Annotated in this window: 25 protein-coding genes; 15 read left to right on the top strand and 10 right to left on the bottom strand. The window is 66.1% G+C overall.

The genetic code is table 11. The features are described from left to right. Positions 1-16 precede the first annotated feature (16 nt). Together AB0N05_RS33090 and AB0N05_RS33085 are read left to right on the top strand one after the other, a co-directional pair. On the top strand, positions 17-1,534 hold the full coding sequence (locus AB0N05_RS33090; RefSeq protein WP_364701261.1) for an aldehyde dehydrogenase family protein: 1,518 nt from the start codon (positions 17-19) through the stop codon (positions 1,532-1,534). Between the two features lie 46 nt (positions 1,535-1,580). Further along, entirely contained in the window at positions 1,581-1,988 is a 408-nt protein-coding gene (locus AB0N05_RS33085) for a DUF779 domain-containing protein (protein WP_364701259.1), read from the top strand. Positions 1,989-2,037: 49 nt separating this feature from the next. Here the strand turns inward: AB0N05_RS33085 and AB0N05_RS33080 are convergent, their stop codons facing one another. Further along, positions 2,038-2,853 carry a methyltransferase domain-containing protein gene (locus tag AB0N05_RS33080; RefSeq protein WP_364701257.1) on the bottom strand — a complete coding sequence of 272 codons (816 nt, stop codon included), beginning with the start codon at positions 2,851-2,853 and terminating at the stop codon, positions 2,038-2,040. Between the two features lie 51 nt (positions 2,854-2,904). Further along, positions 2,905-3,207, bottom strand: a complete 303-nt coding sequence (locus AB0N05_RS33075) for a cupin domain-containing protein (protein ID WP_364701677.1) — start codon at positions 3,205-3,207, stop codon at positions 2,905-2,907. Between the two features lie 85 nt (positions 3,208-3,292). Here AB0N05_RS33075 and AB0N05_RS33070 point away from each other — a divergent pair, with 85 nt between their 5' ends. Continuing rightward, positions 3,293-4,243 carry a helix-turn-helix domain-containing protein gene (locus AB0N05_RS33070; RefSeq protein WP_364701255.1) on the top strand — a complete coding sequence of 317 codons (951 nt, stop codon included), beginning with the start codon at positions 3,293-3,295 and terminating at the stop codon, positions 4,241-4,243. 42 nt (positions 4,244-4,285) lie between these two features. On the opposite strand, the gene AB0N05_RS33065 is transcribed toward AB0N05_RS33070, so the two are convergent. From AB0N05_RS33065 to AB0N05_RS33055, 3 genes are all read right to left on the bottom strand, one after another. Then, on the bottom strand, positions 4,286-5,839 hold the full coding sequence (locus AB0N05_RS33065; RefSeq protein ID WP_364701253.1) for a succinic semialdehyde dehydrogenase: 1,554 nt from the start codon (positions 5,837-5,839) through the stop codon (positions 4,286-4,288). Between the two features lie 353 nt (positions 5,840-6,192). Next, positions 6,193-6,711: a hypothetical protein gene (locus AB0N05_RS33060; RefSeq protein WP_364701251.1), complete on the bottom strand. Its 519-nt coding sequence runs from the start codon at positions 6,709-6,711 to the stop codon at positions 6,193-6,195. Between the two features lie 17 nt (positions 6,712-6,728). Then, complete coding sequence (locus AB0N05_RS33055) at positions 6,729-8,234, bottom strand: alkaline phosphatase (protein ID WP_364701249.1); 1,506 nt, start codon at positions 8,232-8,234, stop codon at positions 6,729-6,731. A gap of 376 nt (positions 8,235-8,610) precedes the next feature. Here AB0N05_RS33055 and AB0N05_RS33050 point away from each other — a divergent pair, with 376 nt between their 5' ends. The 7 genes from AB0N05_RS33050 (at position 8,611) to AB0N05_RS33020 (ending at position 15,939) form a co-directional block, all read left to right on the top strand. After that, a complete protein-coding gene (locus AB0N05_RS33050; RefSeq protein ID WP_364701247.1) occupies positions 8,611-10,986 on the top strand; it encodes a nitrate- and nitrite sensing domain-containing protein in 2,376 nt (791 codons plus the stop codon). 31 nt (positions 10,987-11,017) lie between these two features. Beyond that, entirely contained in the window at positions 11,018-11,422 is a 405-nt protein-coding gene (locus tag AB0N05_RS33045; RefSeq protein WP_364701245.1) for a roadblock/LC7 domain-containing protein, read from the top strand. Positions 11,423-11,430: 8 nt separating this feature from the next. Continuing rightward, a complete protein-coding gene (locus AB0N05_RS33040) occupies positions 11,431-12,024 on the top strand; it encodes an ATP/GTP-binding protein (RefSeq protein ID WP_364701243.1) in 594 nt (197 codons plus the stop codon). A 101-nt stretch (positions 12,025-12,125) separates the two neighbouring features. Then, positions 12,126-14,591 (top strand): nitrate- and nitrite sensing domain-containing protein, encoded by a 2,466-nt coding sequence (locus AB0N05_RS33035; RefSeq protein ID WP_364701241.1) that lies wholly within the window; start codon positions 12,126-12,128, stop codon positions 14,589-14,591. Then, complete coding sequence (locus AB0N05_RS33030; RefSeq protein WP_364701239.1) at positions 14,569-14,994, top strand: roadblock/LC7 domain-containing protein; 426 nt, start codon at positions 14,569-14,571, stop codon at positions 14,992-14,994. The genes AB0N05_RS33035 and AB0N05_RS33030 overlap by 23 nt, the downstream gene beginning before the upstream one ends. After that, positions 14,994-15,368 carry a DUF742 domain-containing protein gene (locus AB0N05_RS33025; protein WP_364701674.1) on the top strand — a complete coding sequence of 125 codons (375 nt, stop codon included), beginning with the start codon at positions 14,994-14,996 and terminating at the stop codon, positions 15,366-15,368. Before AB0N05_RS33030 ends, AB0N05_RS33025 begins: the two co-directional genes overlap by 1 nt. Further along, on the top strand, positions 15,349-15,939 hold the full coding sequence (locus tag AB0N05_RS33020; RefSeq protein ID WP_364701237.1) for an ATP/GTP-binding protein: 591 nt from the start codon (positions 15,349-15,351) through the stop codon (positions 15,937-15,939). The genes AB0N05_RS33025 and AB0N05_RS33020 overlap by 20 nt, the downstream gene beginning before the upstream one ends. Before the next feature lie 124 nt (positions 15,940-16,063). Here AB0N05_RS33020 and mtnC read toward each other — a convergent pair whose 3' ends face one another. The 3 genes from mtnC to mtnA form a co-directional block, all read right to left on the bottom strand. Further along, on the bottom strand, positions 16,064-16,762 hold the full coding sequence (mtnC, locus tag AB0N05_RS33015) for an acireductone synthase (protein ID WP_364701235.1): 699 nt from the start codon (positions 16,760-16,762) through the stop codon (positions 16,064-16,066). Further along, positions 16,759-17,334, bottom strand: coding sequence for a cupin (locus AB0N05_RS33010; RefSeq protein ID WP_364701232.1), 576 nt, complete (start codon positions 17,332-17,334; stop codon positions 16,759-16,761). Before AB0N05_RS33010 ends, mtnC begins: the two co-directional genes overlap by 4 nt. A 63-nt stretch (positions 17,335-17,397) precedes the next feature. Next, complete coding sequence (gene mtnA / locus AB0N05_RS33005; RefSeq protein WP_364701230.1) at positions 17,398-19,170, bottom strand: S-methyl-5-thioribose-1-phosphate isomerase; 1,773 nt, start codon at positions 19,168-19,170, stop codon at positions 17,398-17,400. A gap of 172 nt (positions 19,171-19,342) precedes the next feature. Between mtnA and AB0N05_RS33000 the strand changes: the two genes are divergently transcribed. After that, positions 19,343-19,624: a hypothetical protein gene (locus tag AB0N05_RS33000; protein ID WP_364701228.1), complete on the top strand. Its 282-nt coding sequence runs from the start codon at positions 19,343-19,345 to the stop codon at positions 19,622-19,624. Further along, on the top strand, positions 19,621-20,034 hold the full coding sequence (locus AB0N05_RS32995; protein WP_364701226.1) for a hypothetical protein: 414 nt from the start codon (positions 19,621-19,623) through the stop codon (positions 20,032-20,034). Before AB0N05_RS33000 ends, AB0N05_RS32995 begins: the two co-directional genes overlap by 4 nt. Before the next feature lie 162 nt (positions 20,035-20,196). Here AB0N05_RS32995 and AB0N05_RS32990 read toward each other — a convergent pair whose 3' ends face one another. Then, a complete protein-coding gene (locus AB0N05_RS32990) occupies positions 20,197-21,441 on the bottom strand; it encodes a KasA/KasB family beta-ketoacyl-ACP synthase (RefSeq protein ID WP_364701224.1) in 1,245 nt (414 codons plus the stop codon). A 39-nt stretch (positions 21,442-21,480) separates the two neighbouring features. On the opposite strand from AB0N05_RS32990, the gene AB0N05_RS32985 reads away from it, so the two are divergent. Beyond that, the gene (locus AB0N05_RS32985) at positions 21,481-22,047 is read left to right on the top strand and encodes a TetR/AcrR family transcriptional regulator (protein WP_364701222.1); all 567 of its coding nucleotides are present in this window, start codon (positions 21,481-21,483) and stop codon (positions 22,045-22,047) included. A gap of 41 nt (positions 22,048-22,088) precedes the next feature. Here the strand turns inward: AB0N05_RS32985 and AB0N05_RS32980 are convergent, their stop codons facing one another. Beyond that, positions 22,089-22,898, bottom strand: coding sequence for a hypothetical protein (locus tag AB0N05_RS32980; RefSeq protein ID WP_364701719.1), 810 nt, complete (start codon positions 22,896-22,898; stop codon positions 22,089-22,091). Between AB0N05_RS32980 and AB0N05_RS32975 the strand changes: the two genes are divergently transcribed. Continuing rightward, positions 22,806-23,105, top strand: a complete 300-nt coding sequence (locus tag AB0N05_RS32975) for a DUF559 domain-containing protein (protein WP_364701671.1) — start codon at positions 22,806-22,808, stop codon at positions 23,103-23,105. The genes AB0N05_RS32980 and AB0N05_RS32975 overlap by 93 nt on opposite strands. After that, positions 23,078-23,488, top strand: coding sequence for an NUDIX domain-containing protein (locus tag AB0N05_RS32970; protein WP_364701220.1), 411 nt, complete (start codon positions 23,078-23,080; stop codon positions 23,486-23,488). The genes AB0N05_RS32975 and AB0N05_RS32970 overlap by 28 nt, the downstream gene beginning before the upstream one ends. Positions 23,489-23,540: the final 52 nt, after the last annotated feature.

Below are 23,540 nucleotides of genomic sequence, written 5' to 3'. Positions count from 1 at the left end.
GATCAGGAGCCGCGCCATGATCTACGCCAAGCCGGGCACAGACGGCAGCATCATCAGCTACAACCGCCGCTATGACAACTTCATCGGCGGCGACTGGAAAGCCCCGATAGAGGGCCGGTATTTCGACAACCCCTCCCCCATCGACGGCGAAACCTTCTGCGAGGTCGCACGTTCCGGCGCCGCCGACATCGATATGGCCCTCGAGGCCGCGCACCGGGCCGCGGACGCCTGGGGTGCCACGTCGGTGACCGAACGTGCCAATATCCTCAATAAGATCGCCGATCGGATCGAGCAGAATCTGGAAAAGCTGGCGGTCGCCGAGACCTGGGAGAACGGCAAACCGGTTCGCGAGACCATAGCCGCCGACCTGCCGCTCGCCGTGGATCACTTCCGCTATTTCGCGGGCGCGGTGCGGGCGCAGGAGGGTTCGCTCGCCGAAATCGATGCCGACACAGTCGCTTACCACTTCCATGAGCCGCTCGGTGTGGTCGGGCAGATCATTCCGTGGAACTTCCCGATCCTGATGGCGACCTGGAAACTGGCCCCCGCGCTGGCCGCGGGCAACTGCGTGGTCATCAAACCGGCCGAGCAGACGCCCGCCTCGCTGCTGCTGGTCATCGAGCTCATCGCCGACCTGCTGCCGCCCGGAGTCGTCAACGTGGTCAATGGATTCGGTGTCGAGGCGGGTAAACCGCTCGCCTCCAGCCCGCGCGTGGCCAAGGTCGCCTTCACCGGCGAGACCACCACGGGTCGTTTGATCATGCAGTACGCCAGCGAGAACATCATTCCGGTCACTCTCGAACTGGGTGGCAAGAGCCCCAATATCTTCCTGCCCGACATCATGGCCGCCGACGACGACTTCCTCGACAAAGCCGTCGAAGGCTTCGTCATGTTCGCGCTGAATCAGGGTGAGGTGTGTACCTGCCCGTCCCGCGCGCTGGTCCACTCATCCATCTACGACGAGTTCCTGGCCCGCTGCATCGAGCGCACCAAGGCCATCAAGGGCGGCAATCCGCTCGACGATTCGACCATGATCGGCGCGCAGGCCAGTAACGACCAGTACGAAAAGATCCTGTCCTACATCGACATCGGCCGCAAAGAGGGCGCGAAGGTGCTCGCCGGCGGCGAGATGCGCAAGGTGGAGGGCTTCCCCAATGGGTACTACATCGAGCCGACCATCTTCGAGGGCCGCAATGACATGCGGATCTTCCAAGAGGAGATCTTCGGCCCGGTGGTCGCGGTGACCCGCTTCGACAGTGAGGCCGAAGCGATCACCATCGCCAATGACACGCTCTACGGCTTGGGCGCGGGCGTCTGGACACGCGACGGCAGCACCGCCTTCCGCATGGGACGCGCCATCAAGGCCGGGCGGGTATGGACCAACTGCTTCCACGCCTACCCCGCGCACGCCGCGTTCGGTGGTTACAAGAAGTCCGGCATCGGCCGCGAGAACCACAAGATGATGCTCGACCACTACCAGCAGACGAAGAACCTATTGGTCAGCTACTCCCCCAAGAAGCTCGGTTTCTTCTGAGTTCGCTTCCAGGTGAATCGAACTCGAGCAACCTGCGAGGAGTGACATGAAATCAGGTGTAGTCAACCGAGTCGGAATCACGGAGGCCGCCACAGCCGTACTAGAGGGCCTGATAGCCCATCACGGCCCGGTCATGTTCCACCAGTCCGGCGGCTGCTGCGACGGCAGCTCGCCAATGTGCTACCCCCTGGGCGAGTTTCGGGTGGGCGCGGCCGATGTCCTGCTCGGCCGCGTCTTCCCGGACACCTCGTTCTGGATGAGCGCCGACCAATACGAATACTGGCGGCACACCCACCTCACCGTCGACGTCGTCCCCGGCAGAGGCGGCGGCTTCTCCCTCGAAGCACCAGAGGGAGTCCGATTCATCATCCGGTCTCGGTTGTTCACCGATGCCGAAGCGGCGGCGTTGGAAGCGGCTCCCGCACCGCCACGAGGTGCCGACTTGACCGGATGATCAGGTGACGCGGCCGGTTTCTCCGGGCCGGCCGCGCCATCGCACTCGGCTAACGGGGTTTACGCCCCGTGCCGAGGTATGCCGTAGTGGAGAGCGGTGTTCCCGGGACGTAGTGAGCAATCAGATACTCGATCATGGTCTGCTCCTGGGCTTTCCACGTGGCCTCGTCGAACCGGCTGCGCATCACATGCACCGGGGCACTCCCCCGAGCCATGCGGTCCCACAGCTGTTCGCCGTTCTCATGGGTATAGGCGACGGTGTGCGGCTGCACGCTGACCTCGTCGAAACCCGCTGCCAGCAATTCGCTTTCGAAGACCTCGGGATTCGCCAGGTTCACGAGGTTGGGCGAGGGCGCGGTGTAGCCAGGGATGCCCGCTTGGTAGGCCCCGGCCATCAGCGTCATGAGTGCGGAGTCCGCGACCGAAGCCCAGCTCGACACGACCGCGAGGCCGCCAGGGCGCAGAACCCGGAACAGCTCGGCGAAACCCCGTGCGCGGTCAGGAAAGAACATCAGCCCGAACATCGAGAACCCCGCATCGAACGCGTCATCCCGATACGGCAGGGCCTGCCCATCGCCGACTTCGGCGTCGATATTGGTGCGCCCAGCCGCCTGTGCGTTCGCGCGCAGCCGATCGATCATGAGCGGCGAGAAATCGATCGCACACACCTCAGCCGTCACTTCAGCGGCAGGCAACGTCAACGTGCCCGGCCCCGCCGCAACATCCACGATGCGCGCATCCCTTGCGAGCGCGGCGATTTCCAAGGCACGCATCGCGAACGGCAACATGATCTCGACGGACGCATCGTCATATCCAGCGGCAATATTGTCCCAAGGTTCGGTCGAAGCGAGGGGATTCTGCGACATTGATGATCCTTTCGACAAGGTCATCGTGCCGGATTCGCGCCATCGGCGACACTAGCTTTCGGGGTAGAAGAGGAACAGGGTGCAGCCGGTTGTGGTTGCGGGGATGTGCCATGAACCGGCCGGGGCGTGCAGGAATGTGCCCGCGGGGTAGTCACGCGCGCCGTCGTTGAATGTGCCCGCGACGACGTAGACCTCCTCCGGGCCGGGCTCGTGGATGTCGCGGTGGGGCCAGGATGTTCCCGGATCCATCTCCAGCACGTTGGCGTGTGCGCCGGATTGGCCTTTCCATAGTGGGCGTAGTCGGATTCCCGGAAAGAGTTCGCGGACAGGGGATTCGGTTACGGAGGCGGACATGTAACCGTCCTGGGTGAGGATCTCGGGTTTCATGCCTCCACGGTGCCGGGGACGGGGCGGGGTGGACAGTGTCAGGAAAGACGCCATGGGGTACTTTTCTGCCATGCATCGTGTGGTGGCGTTGGTGCGACCGGTGCAGTCGACATTCGAACTTGGCTGCGCGGTTGAGGTATTCGGTACGCTGCGGGCGGAGGTGCCGCAGCACTACGAGTTCGAGGTGTGTACGGAGACGCCCGGGGCGGTGGCAACATCGGCCGGGTACTCGATGTCCGTGCCGCGGGACCTTTCGGCGCTAGAGGATGCGGACACTGTGCTCATCCCGGGCTGGACTCCGGTGGATACACCACTGTCGGAAGGTGTGCGGCACGCATTGCTGGGGGCACACGCTCGGGGTGCTCGGCTGGTCACGATCTGTTCCGGGGTGTTCGCGCTGGCCAGTACTGGGCTGTTGGACGGCCGGTCGGCTACCACGCACTGGGCGCGCGCTGCGCGGCTCGCTCGGGAGTTCCCCCGGGTGCGAGTGGAGCCGAACCGGCTGTATGTGGACCACGGTGATGTGGCCACGAGTGCTGGCGCGGGCGCGGGTATCGATCTGTGCCTGCACCTGGTCAGGAAGGACCATGGGGTCGCGCATGCCGCGCTGCTCGCGCGGCACATGGTGATGCCGCATCGAGAAGGCGGTCAGACCCAGTACGTGCCGAACCCGCCGCTGGGAGACGAGCTGGACGGACTTCTCGAGTGGGCTGGCGCACGACTCGGCTCACAGTTGTCGGTGCGCGAGTTGGCCGCGCACCTCAGCGTCTCGCCCCGCACGCTTGCCCGGCGCTTCGCCGACCAACTCGGAACGAGTCCGGGCGCTTGGCTTTTGGCGCGTCGGGTGGCCGAGGCGCGCACCCTGCTCGAGGAGACGGACCTTCCGGTGGAGGCGATCGCGGCCCGCGTGGGCCTAGCCACGGCGGTAAATCTGCGTCGTCGATTCCGTACTCAGGTCGGCACCACGCCCGGTGCGTATCGGCGGGCGTTTCGGGTCTCGTGAACGAATAGGTGTGTGCGGCAACCATGTTGCCGCACACGGATCTCAGCGGCCGGGGAGGAAGCGGAAGGTGCGGGCCAGGGTCATGAGGAGGGGCTGCCACTTGTCTTGGGGGAGGAATGAGGGGGCGTCGAGGTTCATGAAGCGGGTTACCACGACTGTTTGGGGTTCGGTGAATTTCAGGAGGCCGTCGGGGCCGTGGCGGCGGCCTACGCCGGAGATGCCCATGCCGCCCATAGGGGCACCGGTGGTGCCCCAGGCTGGGGCGTAGCCTTCGTCCACGTTGACGGTGCCTGCGTGCAGGCGGAGGGCGATCTGTTCGCCTTCGGATTTGCTGCCTGCCCAGACGCTGGCGTTGAGGCCGTACTCGGTGTCGTTGGCTCGGGTTACGGCCTCGTTGACGTTCTCGACGGGGTAGATGGAGACGAGCGGGCCGAAGGTTTCGTTGCGGCCGCATTCCATGGCGTCGGTGACTTCGCTGAGGACGGTCGGTTCGAAGAACAGGGGGCCCAGGTCGGGGCGGGGATTGCCGCCTGCGAGGACCTTTGCGCCCTTGGAGACCGCGTCGGCGACATGCTTGGTGACGGTCTCGAGCTGGGATTCGGAGATGAGGCTGCCGACATCGGTCGAGAAGTCGTAGCCTGCACCGAGTTTCGCGTCCTTGACGGCGGCGACGAACTTCTTGGTGAATTCGTCGACTACGGCCTTCTCGACGTACATGCGCTCGATCGAGATGCACAGCTGGCCCGCGTTGGAGAAGCAGGCTCGTACTGCGGCCTTGGCGGCCTTGTCCAGGTTCGCGCCGCGCGTCACGATCATCGGGTTCTTGCCGCCCAGTTCGGCGGAGAAGCCGATGAGGCGGCGGCCGCACTGCTCGGCCAGGGTGCGGCCGGTGGCGGAGGATCCGGTGAACATGAGGTAGTCGCAGGCGTCGGTGATGGCCGTACCGACCACGGTGCCCGGCCCGGTGACCACGGCGAACAGATCGCGCGGCAGTCCGGCGCGGGCGAACAGTTCCGCATTGGCCAGCGAGGAGTACGGGGTCTGGCTGTCCGGCTTGACCACGACGGCATTACCCGCGAGCAGGGCCGGAATCGAGTCGCCGACCGATAGGAGCATCGGGTAATTCCACGGCGCGATCACGCCGACGACGCCCTTCGGCACCGCCCGCACGCTCGCCCGGTTCAGGAGCGGAAACGCGCCGGGAACGCCGTGCGATTCCAGCAGTTTCGGTGCGACGCGGGCGAAGTAGCGGGCCGCGAACATCAGCCCCATGATCTCTTCCTGGGCCGCCCACCGCGCCTTACCGGTCTCGGCCTGCACCACATCCATCAGGTATTCGCGGTTCTCCACCACCAGCGCCCGGTACCGCTCCAGCACCTCGGCCCGATCCTTGGGCGAGCGCGCGGCCCATTCGGCCTGCGCGACACGAGCTCTGGCGACGGCCGCCTCCACATCAGCGGCGGTACCCACGGGCACCGACCCCAGCGCATTCCCGCTGAACACCTCGGTGATCGCACGGCTCTCGCGGTCCTGAGTGGTATCGACCGCTGCGAACGTCTTCAGACGTTCGAACACCGCGGCTGCCGGCACCGGCATCGTCGCCTCCTACTTACAAGTTACTAGCGGGTACACACAATCTACCCCGATGCTCCTCCCCCGACCGCCGTCTCCTGAATCCGGGCCGCTCGAGTCGGGTATTGGACCGGAAATGTCGGTCCCGCAACACTGTCCGGATCATCCGGTTTGCCGGACCTCGAAAATAAGCTGTAACCAGCGGCTTCACAGCAACGAAGAACAGCGCAGGTGGCCACCGCCCAGGCGAATGATCCAGGGCCACCGTCAGCTGAGCCCAGCCGCTTGCCTGCACTGAATGCACGATTGCGCTGAATGACGAAATCCCGCCCGCACCTGAGGGGTTGCGGGCGGGATATTCGTATGGTGGGGCGGCGCTACTCGTTCACGAGCACCGGGATCGTCAGCACCGCGGCGGATACGGCCGCATCGGCCGGGGCCGAGGTGATGGCGAAATCGATTCCGGCGTCGGAGGGGATGTGCGGGCCGCCGGTGACGGGCTCCTCGTCGGCGTGCTGGAACGTGCCCGTGCCGACCAGTTTGCCGGTGGCGTCGTAGAAGGCCGCTCGCACCTCCAGCGCCAGCACATCGCTGACATCGCTGGTGATGGCGAGCCGTCCGTGCACGGTGGTCCCGTCGAGTCGCATGCCGGTGACCTGAACCCGGTCGGTGAACGGACCGGGTGTCAGCCGCACTTCACCGGGAGCGGCGGTGATCGAGGCCGCCGCCGGCTCCGCGGTTTTGGGCGCGAGCATCGGGGCCGCCGCCGGTGCCGGGGTGGTGGCATCGGGGGTGGACGCACAGCCCGCCCCGAACGCCGCTACCGCCAGCATTCCGGCGATCAGCCCGCCGCGAGCAACTGAACTCAGCACCACGGCAACGGTTTTCACGTTCATGGTCGCGCCTCTCCGGCTCAAGGCAGCAGGGCCTTGTGCATCTTGGTGTACAGCGAGGTGTTGTCCTGGCTGGCGGCGAACACGTCCGCACCCGGGCCGTAGGCGTAGATCATCACGTCCGCGCCGGTGTGGTTGCCCGACAGGTAGGTCAGCCACAGGCTGGCCTCCGGCGAACCGTCCTTGACCTCGGCGGCATCATCCGGCGTGCGGAAGGTGGCCGGTGCGAAGTTCTTCGGATCCTCCTGGCCGGAGCCATTGATGAAGCCGTTGGACCGCGCCGGGTCCTTCACGTTCTCCTTGCCGTCACGCGAGGGCTTGGAGTTATTGGCCGAGTTGCCCGTATCCACATTGGTGGGCGGCGCGACCGCTTCGGCATTGGTGAAGGTGTTCTTCTCGATGATGTTGAAGCCGGCGCACTCATGGTCGGCGGTCACGATCACCTGGGTGTGGCCGTCCTTCTTGGCGAAGTCCATGGCCGCGGCGACGGCGTCGTCGAACGCCTTCACCTCGTCGAGCGTTTGGGCGGCGTCATTGGCGTGCGAGCGCTTGTCGATCTGCGCGCCCTCCACCTGCAGCAGGAAGCCCTTGCCGTTCTTGCCCTTCGAGGCCAGCAGGTCGATGGCCTTGGTGGTCATATCGGCCAGCGTCGGCTCCTGCTTCTGCGGCGCGGAGTCCGGCAGGGCATTGCGGGCATTGGTGACAGTCAGATTGCCGCGGTTGAACAGGCCGATCACCTTGTCGCCGCTGGCGGTCTTCAGGTCGGCGGCGGTGGCCACCTTCTGGCTGTCTGCGGTCTGCGCCTTCAGCGCCGGATCGCCCATATTGCCGAGCACGTGATAGCCGTTGTCGGTCAGCGCCTTCTGGTCATCGGGCTCGAAGCGAGCCATGCCGCCGCCGAAGATGACGTCCGCGGTGTTATTGCGGGCGATCTGCTCGGCGATCGGGGTGATCAGGGTCTTGTCCGCCGGAGCCGGCTCGAAGGTGCCGTCCGCCTTCTTCACCAGGCAGGTCGCGTCGGTGTAGGTCGGTCCCTGGCAGCCGCGCAGCAGCGCGTGGCTGAACATGGCGGCCGGGGTGGCGTCGGTGATCTCGGCGGTCGAGACATTGCCGGTGGCGTAACCGGCGGTCTTGGCCTGCTCCATGAGGGTCGGCACCGACTTGCCGAAGGCGTCGACGCCGATGGCGGCGTTATAGGTCTTCACACCCGACGACCAGGCGGTCGCGGAGGACGCGGAGTCGGTCACCAGTGACGGCTTCTTGCTGTTGGGCTCCACCGCGTAGGTGGATACAGCGCCCACGTAGGGCAGCTTCTCCATGTTCAGGTGCTCTCCGGCACCCACGAACCGCTGCCGGGCAGCAGTGATATGGGTGCGGCCCATACCGTCACCGAGCAGGTAGATGATGTTGTGCACCTCGTTGTCGGCCTTCTTGTCCGACCCACAACCCGCGACCAGGGTCGAACCGACGAGCGCGGCCGTGATGGCCGCGGCCGCGCCGAACCAGGCGCGTTTCCTGTGCTGCACTTAATCTCCTCCAACTTGCGGCACGGGACTCCGTGCACGTCCCGCTGTACCGGGGCGCGCCGAACGTAACCTTGGACGGTTGCCCAAAACTGACGGGAAGCTGTCGATTCGGTGAACGTCAGCAACTGCAAAGCGCACATGCGGGCGGTGCGGCAGGCTATCCTCTGGACACCAGGAAAGTAACCTGCATCACAGGTGGTGACCCGGGTTGGGCAGACCTTGGGCGGAATATGCTCTTGCGCAACGGATTCAGCGCTTCCCCTCCCCACTGTCTCCCATTTCCCACATACCGAACGACCGGTCGTTTCGTCAAATCCCATCCTGCTCAAAAGGACTCGTGCGGGCGTCTTCACGAATCGATGGCTACGTTCGGGCAATGCTTCGATTGCGGCTCGGTGTCCGTACCCGAATTCTCGCGATCGCCCTCGTGCCGAGCCTGGCGCTGGTCGTGATCGGCGTCGGCGCGACCGGAGTGCTCGCGGATCGCTCCAGCACCGCCCGGAACTGGGCCGATCAGCTCAAGGCGGGCATTGTGCCCACCCGCGAGTTCATCGAAGCCGTTCAGCTGGAGCGTCGGATCACCCTCTGGCGCAACGCCGGAGCCGAAATCGATGTACGCGAGCTGACCGCCGCCCGGCTGAGTGTGGACAATGCGCTGCGGTTACTCGCCCCCGCGCAGTCGAAGCTGTCCAGCATGGGTCCCGAGTCCATGAGCGCCAGGACCACGGCACTCGGGGCACTGAGTGGGCAGCTCGCCACCGTTCGCGCCGGAGTGGACGCGGGTACCCTGCCGCTCGCCGACGCCTTTGTCTTCTACGGCCGCCTGCCCGATCAAGTCGTCGCGGGCATCGAGATCGCCCAGCAGACCGCGCCGGACGCCGCGACCGCTGCCGAACTCGCTGAGGCGGAACAGGTGCTGCGCAGCCTCGAGTCCATGAGCCGCGCCACCGCGCTGGGCGCGGCTCTGGCCACCGACAGCGGCCTGCCCCCCGATCTGGCCAATGATTTCATTCGCCAGATCGGCTACTACCGCACACGTATCGAACAGGTCGCCGCCGATTCCGATCCCGAACAGGCAGCGGTCGCGAAGGCGCTCATCACCGGTCCGGCCTGGCAGCAGCTGGGCACGATGGAAACCGCACTGGCACAACATGCGCTGCCCCGGACGGCGGGCTCGCACGCCACGCCCGCACCGCTGCCCATGTCCATCGCCGAATGGCAGACCGCCGCCGAGGAAGTGGACAAGGCCCTCGCCGGCCTGTGGCAGGCGCAGACCACCGAGGCGCAGCGCCTGGCCGGTGACGCGGCGGCCGAGACCACCCGCAATTCGATCTGGGCGGGTGCGGCCATGCTGGTCGTCGCGGTCGGTGCCATCCTCGTGGCGCTGGCGCTGGCCAACCGGATCATCCGGCGACTCAAGGGATTGCGCGACCGCACCCTGGCGCTCGCCGACGTTCAGCTGCCGGAGACCATGCGGAGACTGGCGGCCGGTGAGGAACTGGAGCCCGCCGCGCAGACGCCCGCGCTGGACTTCGGCCGCGATGAGATCGGCCAGGTGGCAGAGGCTTTCGGTCATGCCCACGCCACGGCGGTGGCCGCCGCGGTCACCGAGGCCCGCACCCGCGAGGGCGTGCGCTCGGTCTTCCTCAATATCGCGCACCGCAGCCAGATCGTCGTGCACAAGCAGTTGGAGCTGCTCGACGAGGCCGAGTCCAAGCAGGAGGATCCGTCGGTCCTGGACACCTTCTTCCGCCTCGACCACCTCGCCACCCGCGAACGCCGCAATGCCGAGAACCTGGTCATCCTGGCGGGCGGGCAGCCGGGCCGCCAATGGCGCAATCCGGTCCCGCTGCTGGAACTGGTGCGCAGCGCCGTCGGCGAAACCGAGGACTACAAGCGAGTCCGAACCGGCCGCATGCCACAGGCTTTCCTCGTCGGCATCGCGGTCGGCGACCTCATCCACCTGCTCGCCGAGCTCATCGACAATGCCACCTCGTTCTCACCTCCGCAGTCGCGTGTCGAGCTCGCAGGCAGCACGGTCGGCCGCGGGGTGGCCGTGGAGATCAGCGATCAAGGCATGGGCGTCCCGGAACCGGAGCTGGACCGCATCAACACCTTGCTCTCAGCCCCCGTCGATTTCGGTGTGACCACGCTGTCCCAGGATTCCCGCCTCGGCCTCTTCGTCGTCTCCCAATTGGCAGCCCGCCACGGCATCTCGGTTCGCCTCTCCGAATCCGACTACGGCGGCATCCGCGCCATCGTCCTGATCCCCGGCGCGCTCCTCGCCGGTGAGCTACTGCCCGCGCCCGTCACCGGCCAATTCCCGATCCAGCCGGGCGGTGAATCCCAGTCGCGGGCAATGGGACCGAAGACGTGGGACTCACTCCCCGAACCGCCACGCGCCGCCCTCGAGCCGGAGGTGAACTCCCGGCCCGCGCTCAGGGCCGAGTCTCAGGCCTGGGCCTCGCCTGCCGCTGAGGCGTATTCGCGGCCCGACGTCGCACGTGAGGTTCCGCCGCGCCCCAATGGGTCCGGCACGCACCCTCGCCGCGAGGTGGACCCCACCAAGCCTTCGCTCCCCCGCCGACATCGGCAGGCCAGCCTCGCACCGGAATTGGCGCATGATCCGACCCCGGCCGAGTCCACGCCGCCCACTCCCGCCGAACGCAGCGCCGAGCAGGCGCGAGACCTCTTCTCCGCCATCGAGACCGGTACGCGACAGGGCCGTCGCACCGATCCCGGGCAACAGTAATCCGCAATAGCCTCTCGACAGGAAGACGACGGTGACAACTTCACATACGGGTGACTTGGACTGGCTCCTCGACGATCTCGTCGAGAAACTGGCCGGGGTCCGGCATGCGGTGGTGCATTCCACCGACGGCCTGCTACTGGGCCGCTCCAAGGGCATGACCCGGGAGGACGCCGAACACTTCGGCGCCATGTCCTCCACGCTGTACGGGCTCTCGCGCAGCGCCGGGCACCGATTCGACGGCGGCGGCGTCCGCCAAGCCGTCATCGAACTCGACCGGGCCGTACTGTTCGTCACCGCCGCGGGCAGCAATGCCTGCTTAGCTCTACAGGCGGGGGCAGATGCCAATCTCGGTATGGTCGCCTACGAGATGAATCTGACCGTGCAGCGCGTCGGGTCCTTCCTGTCCACGGCCGCGCGCCGCGGTGAATTCGGCTGAGCCGCGCCATGTTCGGCAGACACGCGGCCGCCGAGGACGAGGACCCCGGCCAGCCGCTCGCGCAATCGGTGAAAATCCTGATCGCGGGCGGTTTCGGCGTCGGCAAGACCACCATGGTCGGCACCATCAGCGAGATCACGCCGCTGCGCACCGAGGAGATCATTACCGAACGCTCCGCGGGCGTGGACGATCTCACCGGCGTCGAGGCCAAGACCACCACCACGGTGGCCCTGGATTTCGGCCGCATCACCATCGACGCCGGACTGGTGCTGTACCTGTTCGGCACGCCCGGTCAGGACCGATTCTGGTTCCTCTGGGACGAATTGGCGCGCGGTGCGCTGGGTGCGGTGATCCTGGCCGATACGAGGAGACTCGATGCCTCCTTCGCCGCCATCGACTTCTTCGAGCGGCGCGGCATCGGATTCACCATCGGCGTCAACCGTTTCGACGATTCGCCCGACTACACCGCGGAGGAAGTACGCGATGCGCTCGATCTCGACGAGCGCGTGCCGATCCTCATGTGTGATGCGCGAGACCGCAATTCGTGCAAGGAAGTACTCACCACGCTCGCCGAATACTTGATCACCCGAGCCCTCAACTGAGGGGATCATGCCGAAGCATGCATCACAAGCCCTGTCAATCATGTTCCCGTTCAACGGGACCCGGATGAAGTTTGTGATGTACGTCCCGTTACGTTGTGCCGATGTTCACTGCGAGGCTCGGTGTCCGGACCCGTGTTCTCGCCATCGCACTGGTTCCGAGCTTGGCGCTGCTCGTAATCGGTGTGGGTGGCGCGGGATACCTGGTCGTCCAGGGCAGAGACGCGCGGGATTGGGCGTCCGCACTGTCGGACGCCACCCCGCTGACGAAGGAACTGGTGGGGGCGGTCCAGCAGGAGCGGCAGCTCACCATGGCGCAGCTCGCCGGTGGCGAACCCAATCCGAAGGTGCTGGCGCAGGCCCGATTGCGGCTCGACAGTGCGTTCCGCGCCATGAACACCACCACCAAGACCATGGAGGACCTCGGTCCCGAGGGCGTCACCGGTGACGTCGGCGGCTTCCAGACCCTCACCAAGCAGATGGCCGCCGTCCGCACCCAGGTCGACGCCAATGCCCTGCCGGTGACCGACGCCTACTCCTTCTACGGTCACCTGCTCGACCTCATCTCGATCGGCACCCGCGCGGTGGAGACCACCGCCCCCAACCCGGAAGTCGCGATCGAGATCGCGGAGACCCTGCAGATCGTCTCGGCCTCCGAAATGCTGTCCCGCAGTGCGGCGCTGGCGGAGGTGCTGGTCAACAACGGCACGCTCGCGCCCGAACTGGCCATCGAATTCTCGCGGCTGGTCGGTAGCTACCGGCTGAGCATCGAGGGGCTCACGGCCGACTCCGACTCCCAGGCCACTGCGGCCAAGGCCGTCACCACCGATCCGTCCTGGCAGAAGCTGGTCATGATGGAGAATTCACTCCTGGCCCGCGCTCTGGACCCGATCACCTCCGCGCCGAAGCCCGGTGGCAAAACCGAAGTCGCGCCGCTGGCGTTCACCCCGCAGGAGTGGGAGGACGCGGTCAACGCCGCCAATAAGGCCCTGCTGGAGTTCTGGGATAGTCAGAGCAAGTACGCCCAGGGCCTGTCCGCCGACGCCGCCGATGACAGCGCGAACAATTCCGCCATCGCCGGTGGAGCCATGCTCGCCGTCTCGGTCGGCGCGTTCCTGCTCTCCCTGGTGCTGGCCAACCGAATCATCCGCCGCCTCAGGCGTTTGCGTGACCAGACCCTGGTGCTGGCCGATGAGCAGCTGCCCCAGCTGATGGCGAAGCTGCGTGACGGCCAGCAGGTCGATCCGGCCACCGAAACCTCCGTGCTGGACTTCGGCAGCGATGAGATCGGCCAGGTCGCCAAGGCGTTCACGCACGCGCACGAGGCCGCCGTGGCCGCCGCGGTCACCGAGGCCCGCACCCGTGAGGGCGTCAAGGCGGTGTTCCTCAATATCGCGCACCGCAGCCAGGTCGTGGTGCACCGGCAGCTCGAGGTGCTCGATGAGGCCGAGTCCAAGCAGGAGGATCCAGCCCTGCTGGAGATCTTCTTCCGGCTGGACCACCTCGCCACCCGCGAACGCCGCAATGCCGAGAACCTGATCGTTCTGGCGGGCGGACGGCCCGGTCGGCAGTGGCGAAACCCGGTGCCGCTGGTCGAACTCGTGCGCTCCGGTGTCGGTGAGGCCCTGGACTACACGCGTGTCAAGATCGCTCGACTACCCGAGGTGGCCGTGGCCGGCAGCGCCGTCGCCGACCTCATCCACCTGCTCGCGGAACTCGTCGACAATGCCTCCCACTTCTCGCCGCCGCAGTCGCAGGTCGAGGTGCGCGGCAATGTGGTCGGCAAGGGCGTGGCCATTGAAATCGTGGACCAGGGTATGGGCATTCCGGAGGCTGATCTGGGCCGGATGAACGACATGCTGCGCAACCCACCGGATTTCGGCGTCAATTCGCTGTCCGGGGATTCGCGCCTGGGCATGTTCGTGGTGGCGCAGCTGGCGGTGCGCAATGGCATCTCGGTGCGGCTGGCCGAATCCGATTACGGCGGGGTGCGGGCCATCGTGCTGGTGCCCTCGAGCCTGACCGTGGCCGTCGGGAACACCGGTGAAATCTCCGCCGTGCCCAGGCAATTGGAGCCCGTGGCGGCCGCCCGGCCCTTGCCCGCGGCACCGGCCCCCGCGCCGCTACCGGCTCCTCCGGTTCCGTCGGCTCCTCCGGCAACCTGGCTCCCGGAGCGGCAGATGTCGTTCGAGCAGCCGGTGGCCTTCGAGCCTCCGACCGATCCTGGTGTGCGGCGGCCGATTTCGCAGCCCGAACCGCAGCCGGAACCGGAAATCTCCTTCCGCCCGCGAGAATTCGGACGCTCCCAGTACACTGGCTCCGACGTCCGGCCCGCGCTCCCGCGTAGGCGCCGGCAGGCAAGTCTCGCACCGGAATTGGCGCAGGATCAGGCGACCGACGAGTCGGCTGATCAGCCCTCCCGCTCGGCCGAGCAGGCCCGAGACCTTTTCTCCGCCATCGAAAACGGAACCAGGCAGGGCCGCCGGGCCGAACCCGGCGCGTCCGCGCCTGAGTCGAAGCAATATCCCGACCGACAGGAAGGCGACGGTGACCACTTCCAACGCTGGTGATCTGAACTGGCTACTCGACGATCTGGTCGACCGGCTCGCGGGCGTCCGCCACGCGGTGGTGCACTCCACCGATGGACTGCTGCTGGGCCGATCCACCGCCATGAGCCGTGAGGACGCCGAACACTTCGGCGCCATGTCCTCGACCCTCTATGGCCTGGCCCGCAGTGCGGGAAGCAGATTCGACGGCGGCGGCGTTCGGCAGGCGGTCATCGAACTGGAACGGGCCGTGCTGTTCGTGACCGCCGCGGGCAGCCACGCCTGCCTCGCGCTCCAGGCCAATGAACACGCCAATCTGGGAATGGTCGCGTACGAGATGAACCTGACCGTGCAGCGCGTCGGCACGTATCTGTCCACCACCCCGCGCCATAACCTGGCCGGACAGGTCAACCCCCGACTGTCATGATGTCGCGGCCGGGGGAACATTGGTTCGATGATGCAGCCGGTCCACTGGTGCGCCCCTACGCCAGGACCGGCGGCCGAACCATGGGCGCGGGGCACGATCTCGACATGCTGACGGTGGTGGTGGTGCCCAATGCCGCCCCGCCGCTGCGGCGTGTCGAACCGGAATACACCGAAATCGTGCGGCTGTGCCGGCTCCCGCTGGCCGTGGCCGAAGTGTCGGCAGCCCTGCGGCTGCCGCTTGCGGTGACCAAAATCCTGGTCGGAGACCTCATCTCCGACGGCATCCTGAACTTCCGGGGACCGGCCTCACCAGAGGCCGTGCCCGGAGACCTCAACATATTGCGAGCAGTCCTCGATGGCATTCGAAAACTTTGATAACGCCACACCCATGGCCGCCTCGGTGAAAATTCTCATCGCGGGCGGCTTCGGGGTGGGCAAGACAACGATGGTGGGGGCGCTCAGCGAGATCACCCCCCTGCGCACCGAAGAACTCATCACCGAGATGTCCGCAGGCGTGGACGATCTCAGAGGAGTGGAAGGCAAGACCACCACCACGGTGGCCTTGGACTTCGGGCGCATCACCATCGACCAGAACCTGGTCCTATACCTGTTCGGGACCCCCGGGCAGGACCGATTCTGGTTCCTGTGGGATGAATTGGCGCGCGGCGCACTCGGCGCGGTGGTCCTCGCGGACACCCGCCGCCTCGAAGGCTCCTTCGCCGCGATCGACTTCTTCGAAAAGCGCGGCGTCGCATTCACAGTCGCAGTCAACTGCTTCGAAGGCGCGCCCGTCTACACGCCCGTCGAAGTCCGCGACGCCCTGGATCTGGACGAGCAGATCCCGGTGCTGCTGTGCGACGCACGTGACCGCGCATCGGCCAAGAACGTCCTCATGACCCTGGTGGAATACCTGATCGGCCGGGCCGCAGCCCGCGTCGGCGGCTGACCTACCTGATCTACCGCTTTACCCCCGACATCATTCGAGCCCGCTCCGGAACCCGGAGCGGGCTCGAATGTTTGTGGGGTGGAGTCCATTCAGCAGGACGGGCTCTGCTCGAAGACGCTGGGACTCAGATCAGTTCGGAGTCGTTGACCGCGAGGTCGGCGAAATCGTTGATGTAGCGGTGTGGGGGGCGGGAGGGGTTGGGTTCGCCTGGGCGGGTTACGCCGATGACTGACCAGCCTGCGGATACTGCGGCATCGAGTTCGTCCGGGTGGTCGGAGAGGAACAGGATGCTTTCGGGTGGGACGCCGATGGTTCCGGCGATCTTCTCGTAGGAGGTCGGCTCACGCTTCGGGCCTGCGGTGGAGAGGTCGAAATGGCCGCTGATGAGGGGGGACAGGTCGCCGCCGCGGGCGAAGGCGAACCAATCCTTCTGGTTGCGAACCGAACCCGAGGAGTAGATGTACAGCTCGAGTCCGGCATCACGCCAGGCCCGCAGCACTGGCGGGACGTCCGGGAAGAATTCGCCGTACAGCGACCCATTGCGGAAGCCCTCCGCGCAGATGATGCCCTGCGCGGCCTTGAGCGGCTCGGACTTCACATCGGTATTGAGCCAGGTGATGAGGATGCTCGCTACTTCGGCGGCATCCGCATCGGGGCGCTCGGCCTGGGCGCGGGTTGCCGCGATGATGGGATCGGCTTGGCCGCCCTGGTTTTCGGCCAGCCAGCCCGGCAGGCGGTCGCGGGTGTACCCGTACAAGTCCTCTCGGACCGAACTGGTCGGGCTGGTGGTGCCCTCGATGTCGAGAACGATGGCCTTGATCATGCGGCCAGCAGCTCGTCGAGGGTGGGAAAGCCGCCGGAGATCTTGTTGCCGGTGAAATCGCCGATCCAGCCGTCTTCTTCCTCGAAGAAGCGCACGGCGACGAACTCCGGCTCGGTGCCCATATCGAACCAGTGCAGGGTGCCCGCCGGGACCGAGACCAGATCGCCCGCGGTGCAGACGGTTGCGAGCACCTCATCGCCGAGATGCAGGTAGAAACAGCCCTGGCCGGCGGCGAAGAAACGCACCTCGTCTTCGGCGTGCCGGTGCTCGTCCAGGAACTTGGTACGCGCGGCGACGGCCTTGGCGGGCCATTCCGGATCGGACTCGTCCGGGTGGATCCGGGCCACATCGATGAACTTGTAGCGGCCATCGGCATTGAGTGCATTGATGCGCTCGGTGTATTCGGCGAGGAGGTCCTCGGTGGGGGTCGCGCCGTTCAGGCCCTCGAACAGCGGCCAGCGCTCGAAAACAATGCCCCGCTTGGCCAGTTCGGCGGCGATCACGGCATCGTCGCTGGTGCGCAGCGTGACATTACCGGCGTCCTTGTCGGACATGATCTGTAGCAGAGTCATAGTTCGGTTCCTCCTCGGAACGCTCTATTCATTTCGGCTGTATTCGGTTGAGCTGTGTCGAGTTCACGCATGGTCGCCCACCGGAATCTCGCGATGCCCGGTCAATGTCGTCAGCTCGCACATGGCCTCGAGGCATTCCGCACGATCCCGCGCCTGTGCCAGATTCGCACCCCACGCGGTGATCCCGTGGCCCGCGATGAACAGCACCGGTGGTGCGTCGGGATGCTCGGTCAGGTACTTCTCGATATCGACGCCGATCTGCGGCACATCGGCGTGATTCGGGAAGACCGGAATCTCAATGACATCCGGCAGATTCCCGCCGAGCCCCTTGATCAGTTCATACCCGGAGAACCGGATGGTCCCGATATCCGCCGCGGCCAACCGCCGGACCGTACCGAGGGACTGTGCGGTGGCGTGCGGTGGATGCACATGCACCACGGCCTCCGCACCACCCCGAGTCCGGTACACCGCGGTGTGAATGGTCGTCTCCGCCGAAGGCTTACGAGCACCGGCGTCAACCGGCTTCGAATCCACGACCGCGACCGACACCATGTCATTCGCCCCGAGCTCACCCTTGGACAGCCCGCTCGCCGTGATCACGGCCGAATCGCCTTGCCGCACCGAGATATTGCCCGCGGTCCCGGGCATCCAGCCATTGGCATACAGCCCGCGCGCGATGGCCGCGATCTCGTGCCCGGCCTGGTGGGCGGCATCGCTCGGAGCCGAGTTCGCGCCCTGCGTCGGCTGATTCACCGATCGCACCGGCGTCCGCGCATCGGCCAGGAGGTGCTCGGCATGTGCGGCCGAGACATCAACCGGGTCGGCGGCCGTTCGAGCGACTCCCGGGGAGTTCAGCACGCCGTATTCGGTGACGACGGCGGTAACCAGTTCAGCCGGGGTGACGTCGAAGGCGGGGTTGAAGGTTTTGGTGCCCTCGGGAGCCGTTGTGACACCGCCGAATCCGGTGACCTCGGCGGCGGCCCGCTGCTCGACCACGATGTCGGTGCCCCGAGCGGTCGTGACGTCACGGGTGGATTCGGGGGCCACCACGATGAAGGGGATGCCGTGGTGGCGGGCGGCGATGGCCAACATGTAGGTGCCGATCTTGTTCGCCACCGCACCATCGGCGGTAATGCGGTCCGCGCCGACGATGACCGCGTCCACGCGCTCGGTGGCCATGGCCCAGGCGGCGGCGGAATCGATGGTGAGGCGGTGCGGGATACCGGCTTCGGCCATTTCCCAGGCGGTGAGGCGAGCGCCCTGAAGCAGAGGGCGAGTCTCATCGACGATCACTTCGGAGACCTTGCCGCGCTGATGCAGCACACGCAGCGCACCGATGGCAGTTCCCCAGGCGGTGGTCGCGAGGCGGCCGGTATTGCAGTGCGTGAGCAGCCGTAGCGGACGATCGCCGCACAGCTGCTGAAGGAGATCGGCGGCCGCGGTGGCGGCGGCCAGATTGGTGCGGCCGTCTTCGGCCTGCATCTCCAGCGCCTCATCGAGCACGGCCTGCACGCCCTGCGGCAGCTTGGCCAGTGCGCGCTGCACACCCCACGCGAGATTCACGGCGGTCGGCCGGGCGTCGGCAATGCGCTGCGCTTCCTGCTCGACCTTGCCGGTGTCCACCACACCGCCGGTGCTGTGCGTGAGCGCCGCGATCACCACACCGAACGCGCCGGAGACGCCGATCGCGGGCGCGCCGCGAATGGCCAGGGTTTTGATGGCGTCGATGAGGTCGTCGACCGTCGTGATCCGCAGCTCCCGCAGCTCATGCGGCAGGGCTCGCTGGTCGATGGTGACAAGCGCACCGTCGGCCCACGCGATCGAACTCTCATCCATCTATGTGCGTCCTCTGGATCGGAATCGGCGCGGCCGTGGACACGGACGCAAGTCAACCGTATCGAACCTGGATCGCCGCGTGACCGGCAGGTTTCGGATCAGTCGAATCCGAATATCCGGACAGACCGGTTCCCTTTCACCGAGCCGGGACATACTCCGCTACCCTTCCGGTATGGCGAGAGAGCGTCGCACCCGAAAGATCACCGTGACGGTGCCGGAAGAGATCGCCGCCACCCTGGATGACTGGCGCAATAAGGGCCGCATCGAATCGGTGTCCGCGTTCGTGGCCGAATCCGTGCGAGCCCGCGTCGACCGCGCCGAATCCCTCTCCCGCATCGAGCAGATCTTCGGCGGCCGCCCGCCCCTCGACCTGATCAATCGCGCCCGAGCAGTGCAGGGACTCCCCCCATTATCCGAGGAGGATGCCACCGGCGACCACGCCGGCGCGGCATGACCTCCGCGGGCGCGACACTGGGTGGCGTCGTCTTCGATACCGCGGCCCTCACGGCCTGGGCCCACCGCGTCGCATACGTTCAATCGGTAGTCTGGGCCACCGCCGACGCCGGTCACACCATCATCATCCCCGCCACCGCCCTGGCGGCCGCCCGCGCGCTGATCCCGCCCGGCCGCCTCGACATCCTCTCGGTCCTCTTGGACCTCCCCAACACAGTTATCCAACCCTTGGACCGCCCAGCCAGCGACACCCTCGGCGCAGCCTTGGCCGACCGCCCCGACGCGGACGCCCTGATCCCCGCCGGCCACGCCACCATGGAAGCCGTCAGCCGCGACTGGCCCTGCCTCACCGACCGCCCGGATACCCTCCGCAAGCTGGATCCGCGCGTGCAGACGGACAAACTGCCCTAGCCGATCCGGCTGTCGCGTGGACGGTCTCAGCCCGGTAATAGCTGGTTCGCACCCAATCTGCTTGGTACGCACCGGCTTCAGGCGACCCACACCGGGTGCGAGCCAAACTGGAAGGGTGCGAACCTGGTGTTGAGCCCGGATGGCCGCCCGTGAGGGTGCAGGTCAGGCGCGGGCGAGGGCGAGGGTCACATTGTGGCCGCCGAAGCCGAAGGAATTGCTGAGGGCGACGTCCAGGATCTGGTGGCGCGGTTTGTCGGCGACGATATCCAGGGCGGTGCCGATGTCCGGGTTCTCGAAATTCAGTGTGGGCGGGATGATCTGCTCGCTCAGGGTGCGCAGGGTCAGGATCGCCTCGAGTGCGCCTACCGCGCCGATGGAGTGGCCGAGGGCTGACTTCGGGGCATAGACGGACGCTTCCGGGGCCACCGCCATGATGGCGTTCGCCTCGGAGGCGTCGCCGATCGGAGTGCCGGTGGCGTGTGCGTTGATATGGCCGATGTCGGCGGGTGAAAGCTGTGCCGTCGCAATGGCTTTGCGCATGGCACGGGCGGCCCCGCCGCCATCCGGTGCCGTACCGGTGATGTGATAGCCGTCGGAAGTGATTCCCGCGCCGAGTACCCGGCCGTGAATGTGTGCGCCTCGTGCCCGGGCATGCTCCTCGGATTCCAGTACCAGCAGTGCGCCCGCCTCACCGAATACGAACCCGTCCCGATCGCGGTCGAAAGGTCGTGAGGCCCGCTCGGGTTCGTCATTGCGCGTGCTCATGGCCCGCATCATGGCGAAACTGGCGATCGGCACCGCATCGATGTGCCCCTCAACCCCGCCCGCGACCACCACGTCCGCCTCGCCGGTGGCGATCAATCGCCAGGCGTGCGCAATGGCCTCGGACCCCGAGGCGCAGGCGGAAACCGGTGCGTACACACCACCTTTCGCCCCGATCTCCAATCCGACGGTCGCCGCGGACCCATTGGGCATCACCATGGGCACGGTCATCGGCGGCACCTTCCGATACCCACCGGCCCGCATCGCATCCACCGCGTGCACCAGAGACTCTCCACCCCCGAGCCCCGTCCCGACCGCCACCGCGAGCCGTTCGGGATCCACGTCCGGCGACCCGGCCGCGGGCCACACCTCCCTCGTCAGCACGACCGCCAACTTTTGCACGAACGACATCCGCCGCTGCTCGATCCGGTTCAACTTCTCCCCCGGCTGTGCCGTCAATCGCCCGCCGATCCGCACCGGCAATTCATTCTCGGTGACGAAATCATCTGTGAGCGTGCCGATCCCACTGTCCCCCGCCAGCAGCCGCTGCCAGGTGGTGTCCAGATCCGCCCCCAAACAGGTAGTAGCCGCCATCCCCGTCACGACCACGGCCCGCCGAGTTTCTGTACCAGTTGTTACACCCATGCGAACATGGATACCTGTACCACCCGCTACAGTCAACCCGTGCCCCGCCCACTCGACCACGCCCGCCGAGAAGACCTCCTCTCCGGCGTAATCAACTACATAGCCGACCACGGCCTGGCCGAACTCTCCCTACGCCCCCTGGCGGACTACCTCGGCACCAGCTCCCGCATGCTCATCCACTACTTCGGCACCAAAGAGCACATGCTCATAGCCGCCCTGGAAACCCAGCGCCCCAACATCTCCGCCATGTTCGCCGACATCCAAGACCCCGAAACCCTCCGCACCCGCCTGACTGCCTCCTACACCCTCAACACCACCGGCCCAGCCCGCACCAGCCTCCGGGTCCTCCTCCAAGTCCTAGGCGCCGCAACAGTCCCCAACTCCCCCTTCCACCCCTATGCCACAGACGCCATCAAAGTCCTCATAACCGCCCTAACCTCAGCCCTAACCCGCATAACCCCCACCCACCCCGACCCCGAAGCCGCAGCCACCCTCCTGATCTCCGGCATCCGAGGCCTGATCCAAGACTTCTGGATAACCGGCGACACCTCCCGCATAGACCGAGCCATCCACATGCTGGCCGATCAGGCTGTCCCACAAGCCTGACGCCACACCGCTGCGCTATTTCCCCTGTGGATCAACCGGTTTCAAGCCCGAATTGATCGTTTACCTGTGGATAACCCGAAGCGCATGTCAGGCGGACCGGTCACAGTTGGTATATGCGACTCGACGAACCGTTTTGTGGCACCGAAGCGGTACGAGCAGGCGTGGTCAGCGAATGGCAGTTGCGCAAGGAGTTTCAGCGCATCCATCCAGACGTCTACGTGCGCAAGGGTGTTGACCTGGATGCCCGCTCTAGAGTCCACGCCGCTGCCTGCTGGGCGAAGGGTCGGGCAATCCTCACCGGATTCTCTGCCAGCGCCCTCCATGGCGTGACTTGGTTCGTCAACGAGCCCGTCGAGCTGGCCGCCCAGGGCATAACCCGCCCACCGGCGGGAATCATTGCCCGGCAATATGATATCCACCCCGGAGAGGTTCAGTGGATCTCCGGAATGCGAGTCACAACTCCGGCAAGAACGGGCTACGACCTCGGCAGACGCCTGCCATTCAACCAGGCTGTCGAGGCACTGGACGCACTCTGCAACGTCACATTCGTTCGCCCGGAAGAGATAGCCGAAATCTGTGGCCACCACAAGCGCGCGCGAGGCAACAACACCCTCCGCACTGTCCTGACCCACGTCGACCCCGGCGCGGAATCGCCCCAGGAATCCCGAACCCGCCTCCTCCTTACCGCGGCCGGCCTCCCACGCCCAGAAACCCAAATCCGAGTGACCCTCCCCGGCGGTCGCACAGTCCGCCTCGACATGGGCTGGCGAAAATGGAAACTGGCAGTCGAATACGACGGTGCCCAACACTGGACCAACAAATCCCAACACTCCTGGGACATAGACCGCCACGCCCTCCTCCACTCCCTCGGCTGGACAATAATCCGAGCCTCCGCAGACCACCTACGCCACCGCCCCCACTCCCTCCTGGCCCGAGTCCAAGCCGCGATCCCCGACGAGCATGCAATGGCTGGGGCAAACGCCGAGAACAGCTCTCGGCCAGTGCATGCTCGTGCGGATAGGGTGCGGGGATGTGGACTGAGCGGGGACAGCAACTGATTGACACTGTGGCTTGGGTGCACATCGTGGAGGGGCAGATTTTGTGTGCTCGGCCTCGGGGGAAGGACGTCTTCTATATCCCCGGGGGGAAGAGGGAGGGGGACGAGACTGATCTGGAGACTCTGGTTCGGGAGATCCTGGAGGAGTTGACGGTTGAGTTGGTGCAGGGGTCCGTGAAGCATGTGGGGACCTATGAGGCTCTGATTCCGGATGCTGTGGTGCGGATGGCCTGCTACACGGCGGAGTACTCGGGGACCATCCAGGCCAGTAGTGAGATTGATGAGATTGCCTGGTTCACCTATGCGGATCGGCCTCGGGTGCCTCCGGTGGATCAGCTGCTCTTTGATGACCTCCTGGCGGACGAGCTGCTCGCACCCCGGTAACTAGAACATGTTGCTTGGATTGAACAACTGACCGGCTTGGCAGGTCTGGTCG

The organism is Nocardia sp. NPDC051030, from assembly GCF_040683015.1.
Lineage (GTDB): Bacteria > Actinomycetota > Actinomycetes > Mycobacteriales > Mycobacteriaceae > Nocardia.
This window is presented reverse-complemented; position numbering and strand designations above follow the sequence as displayed.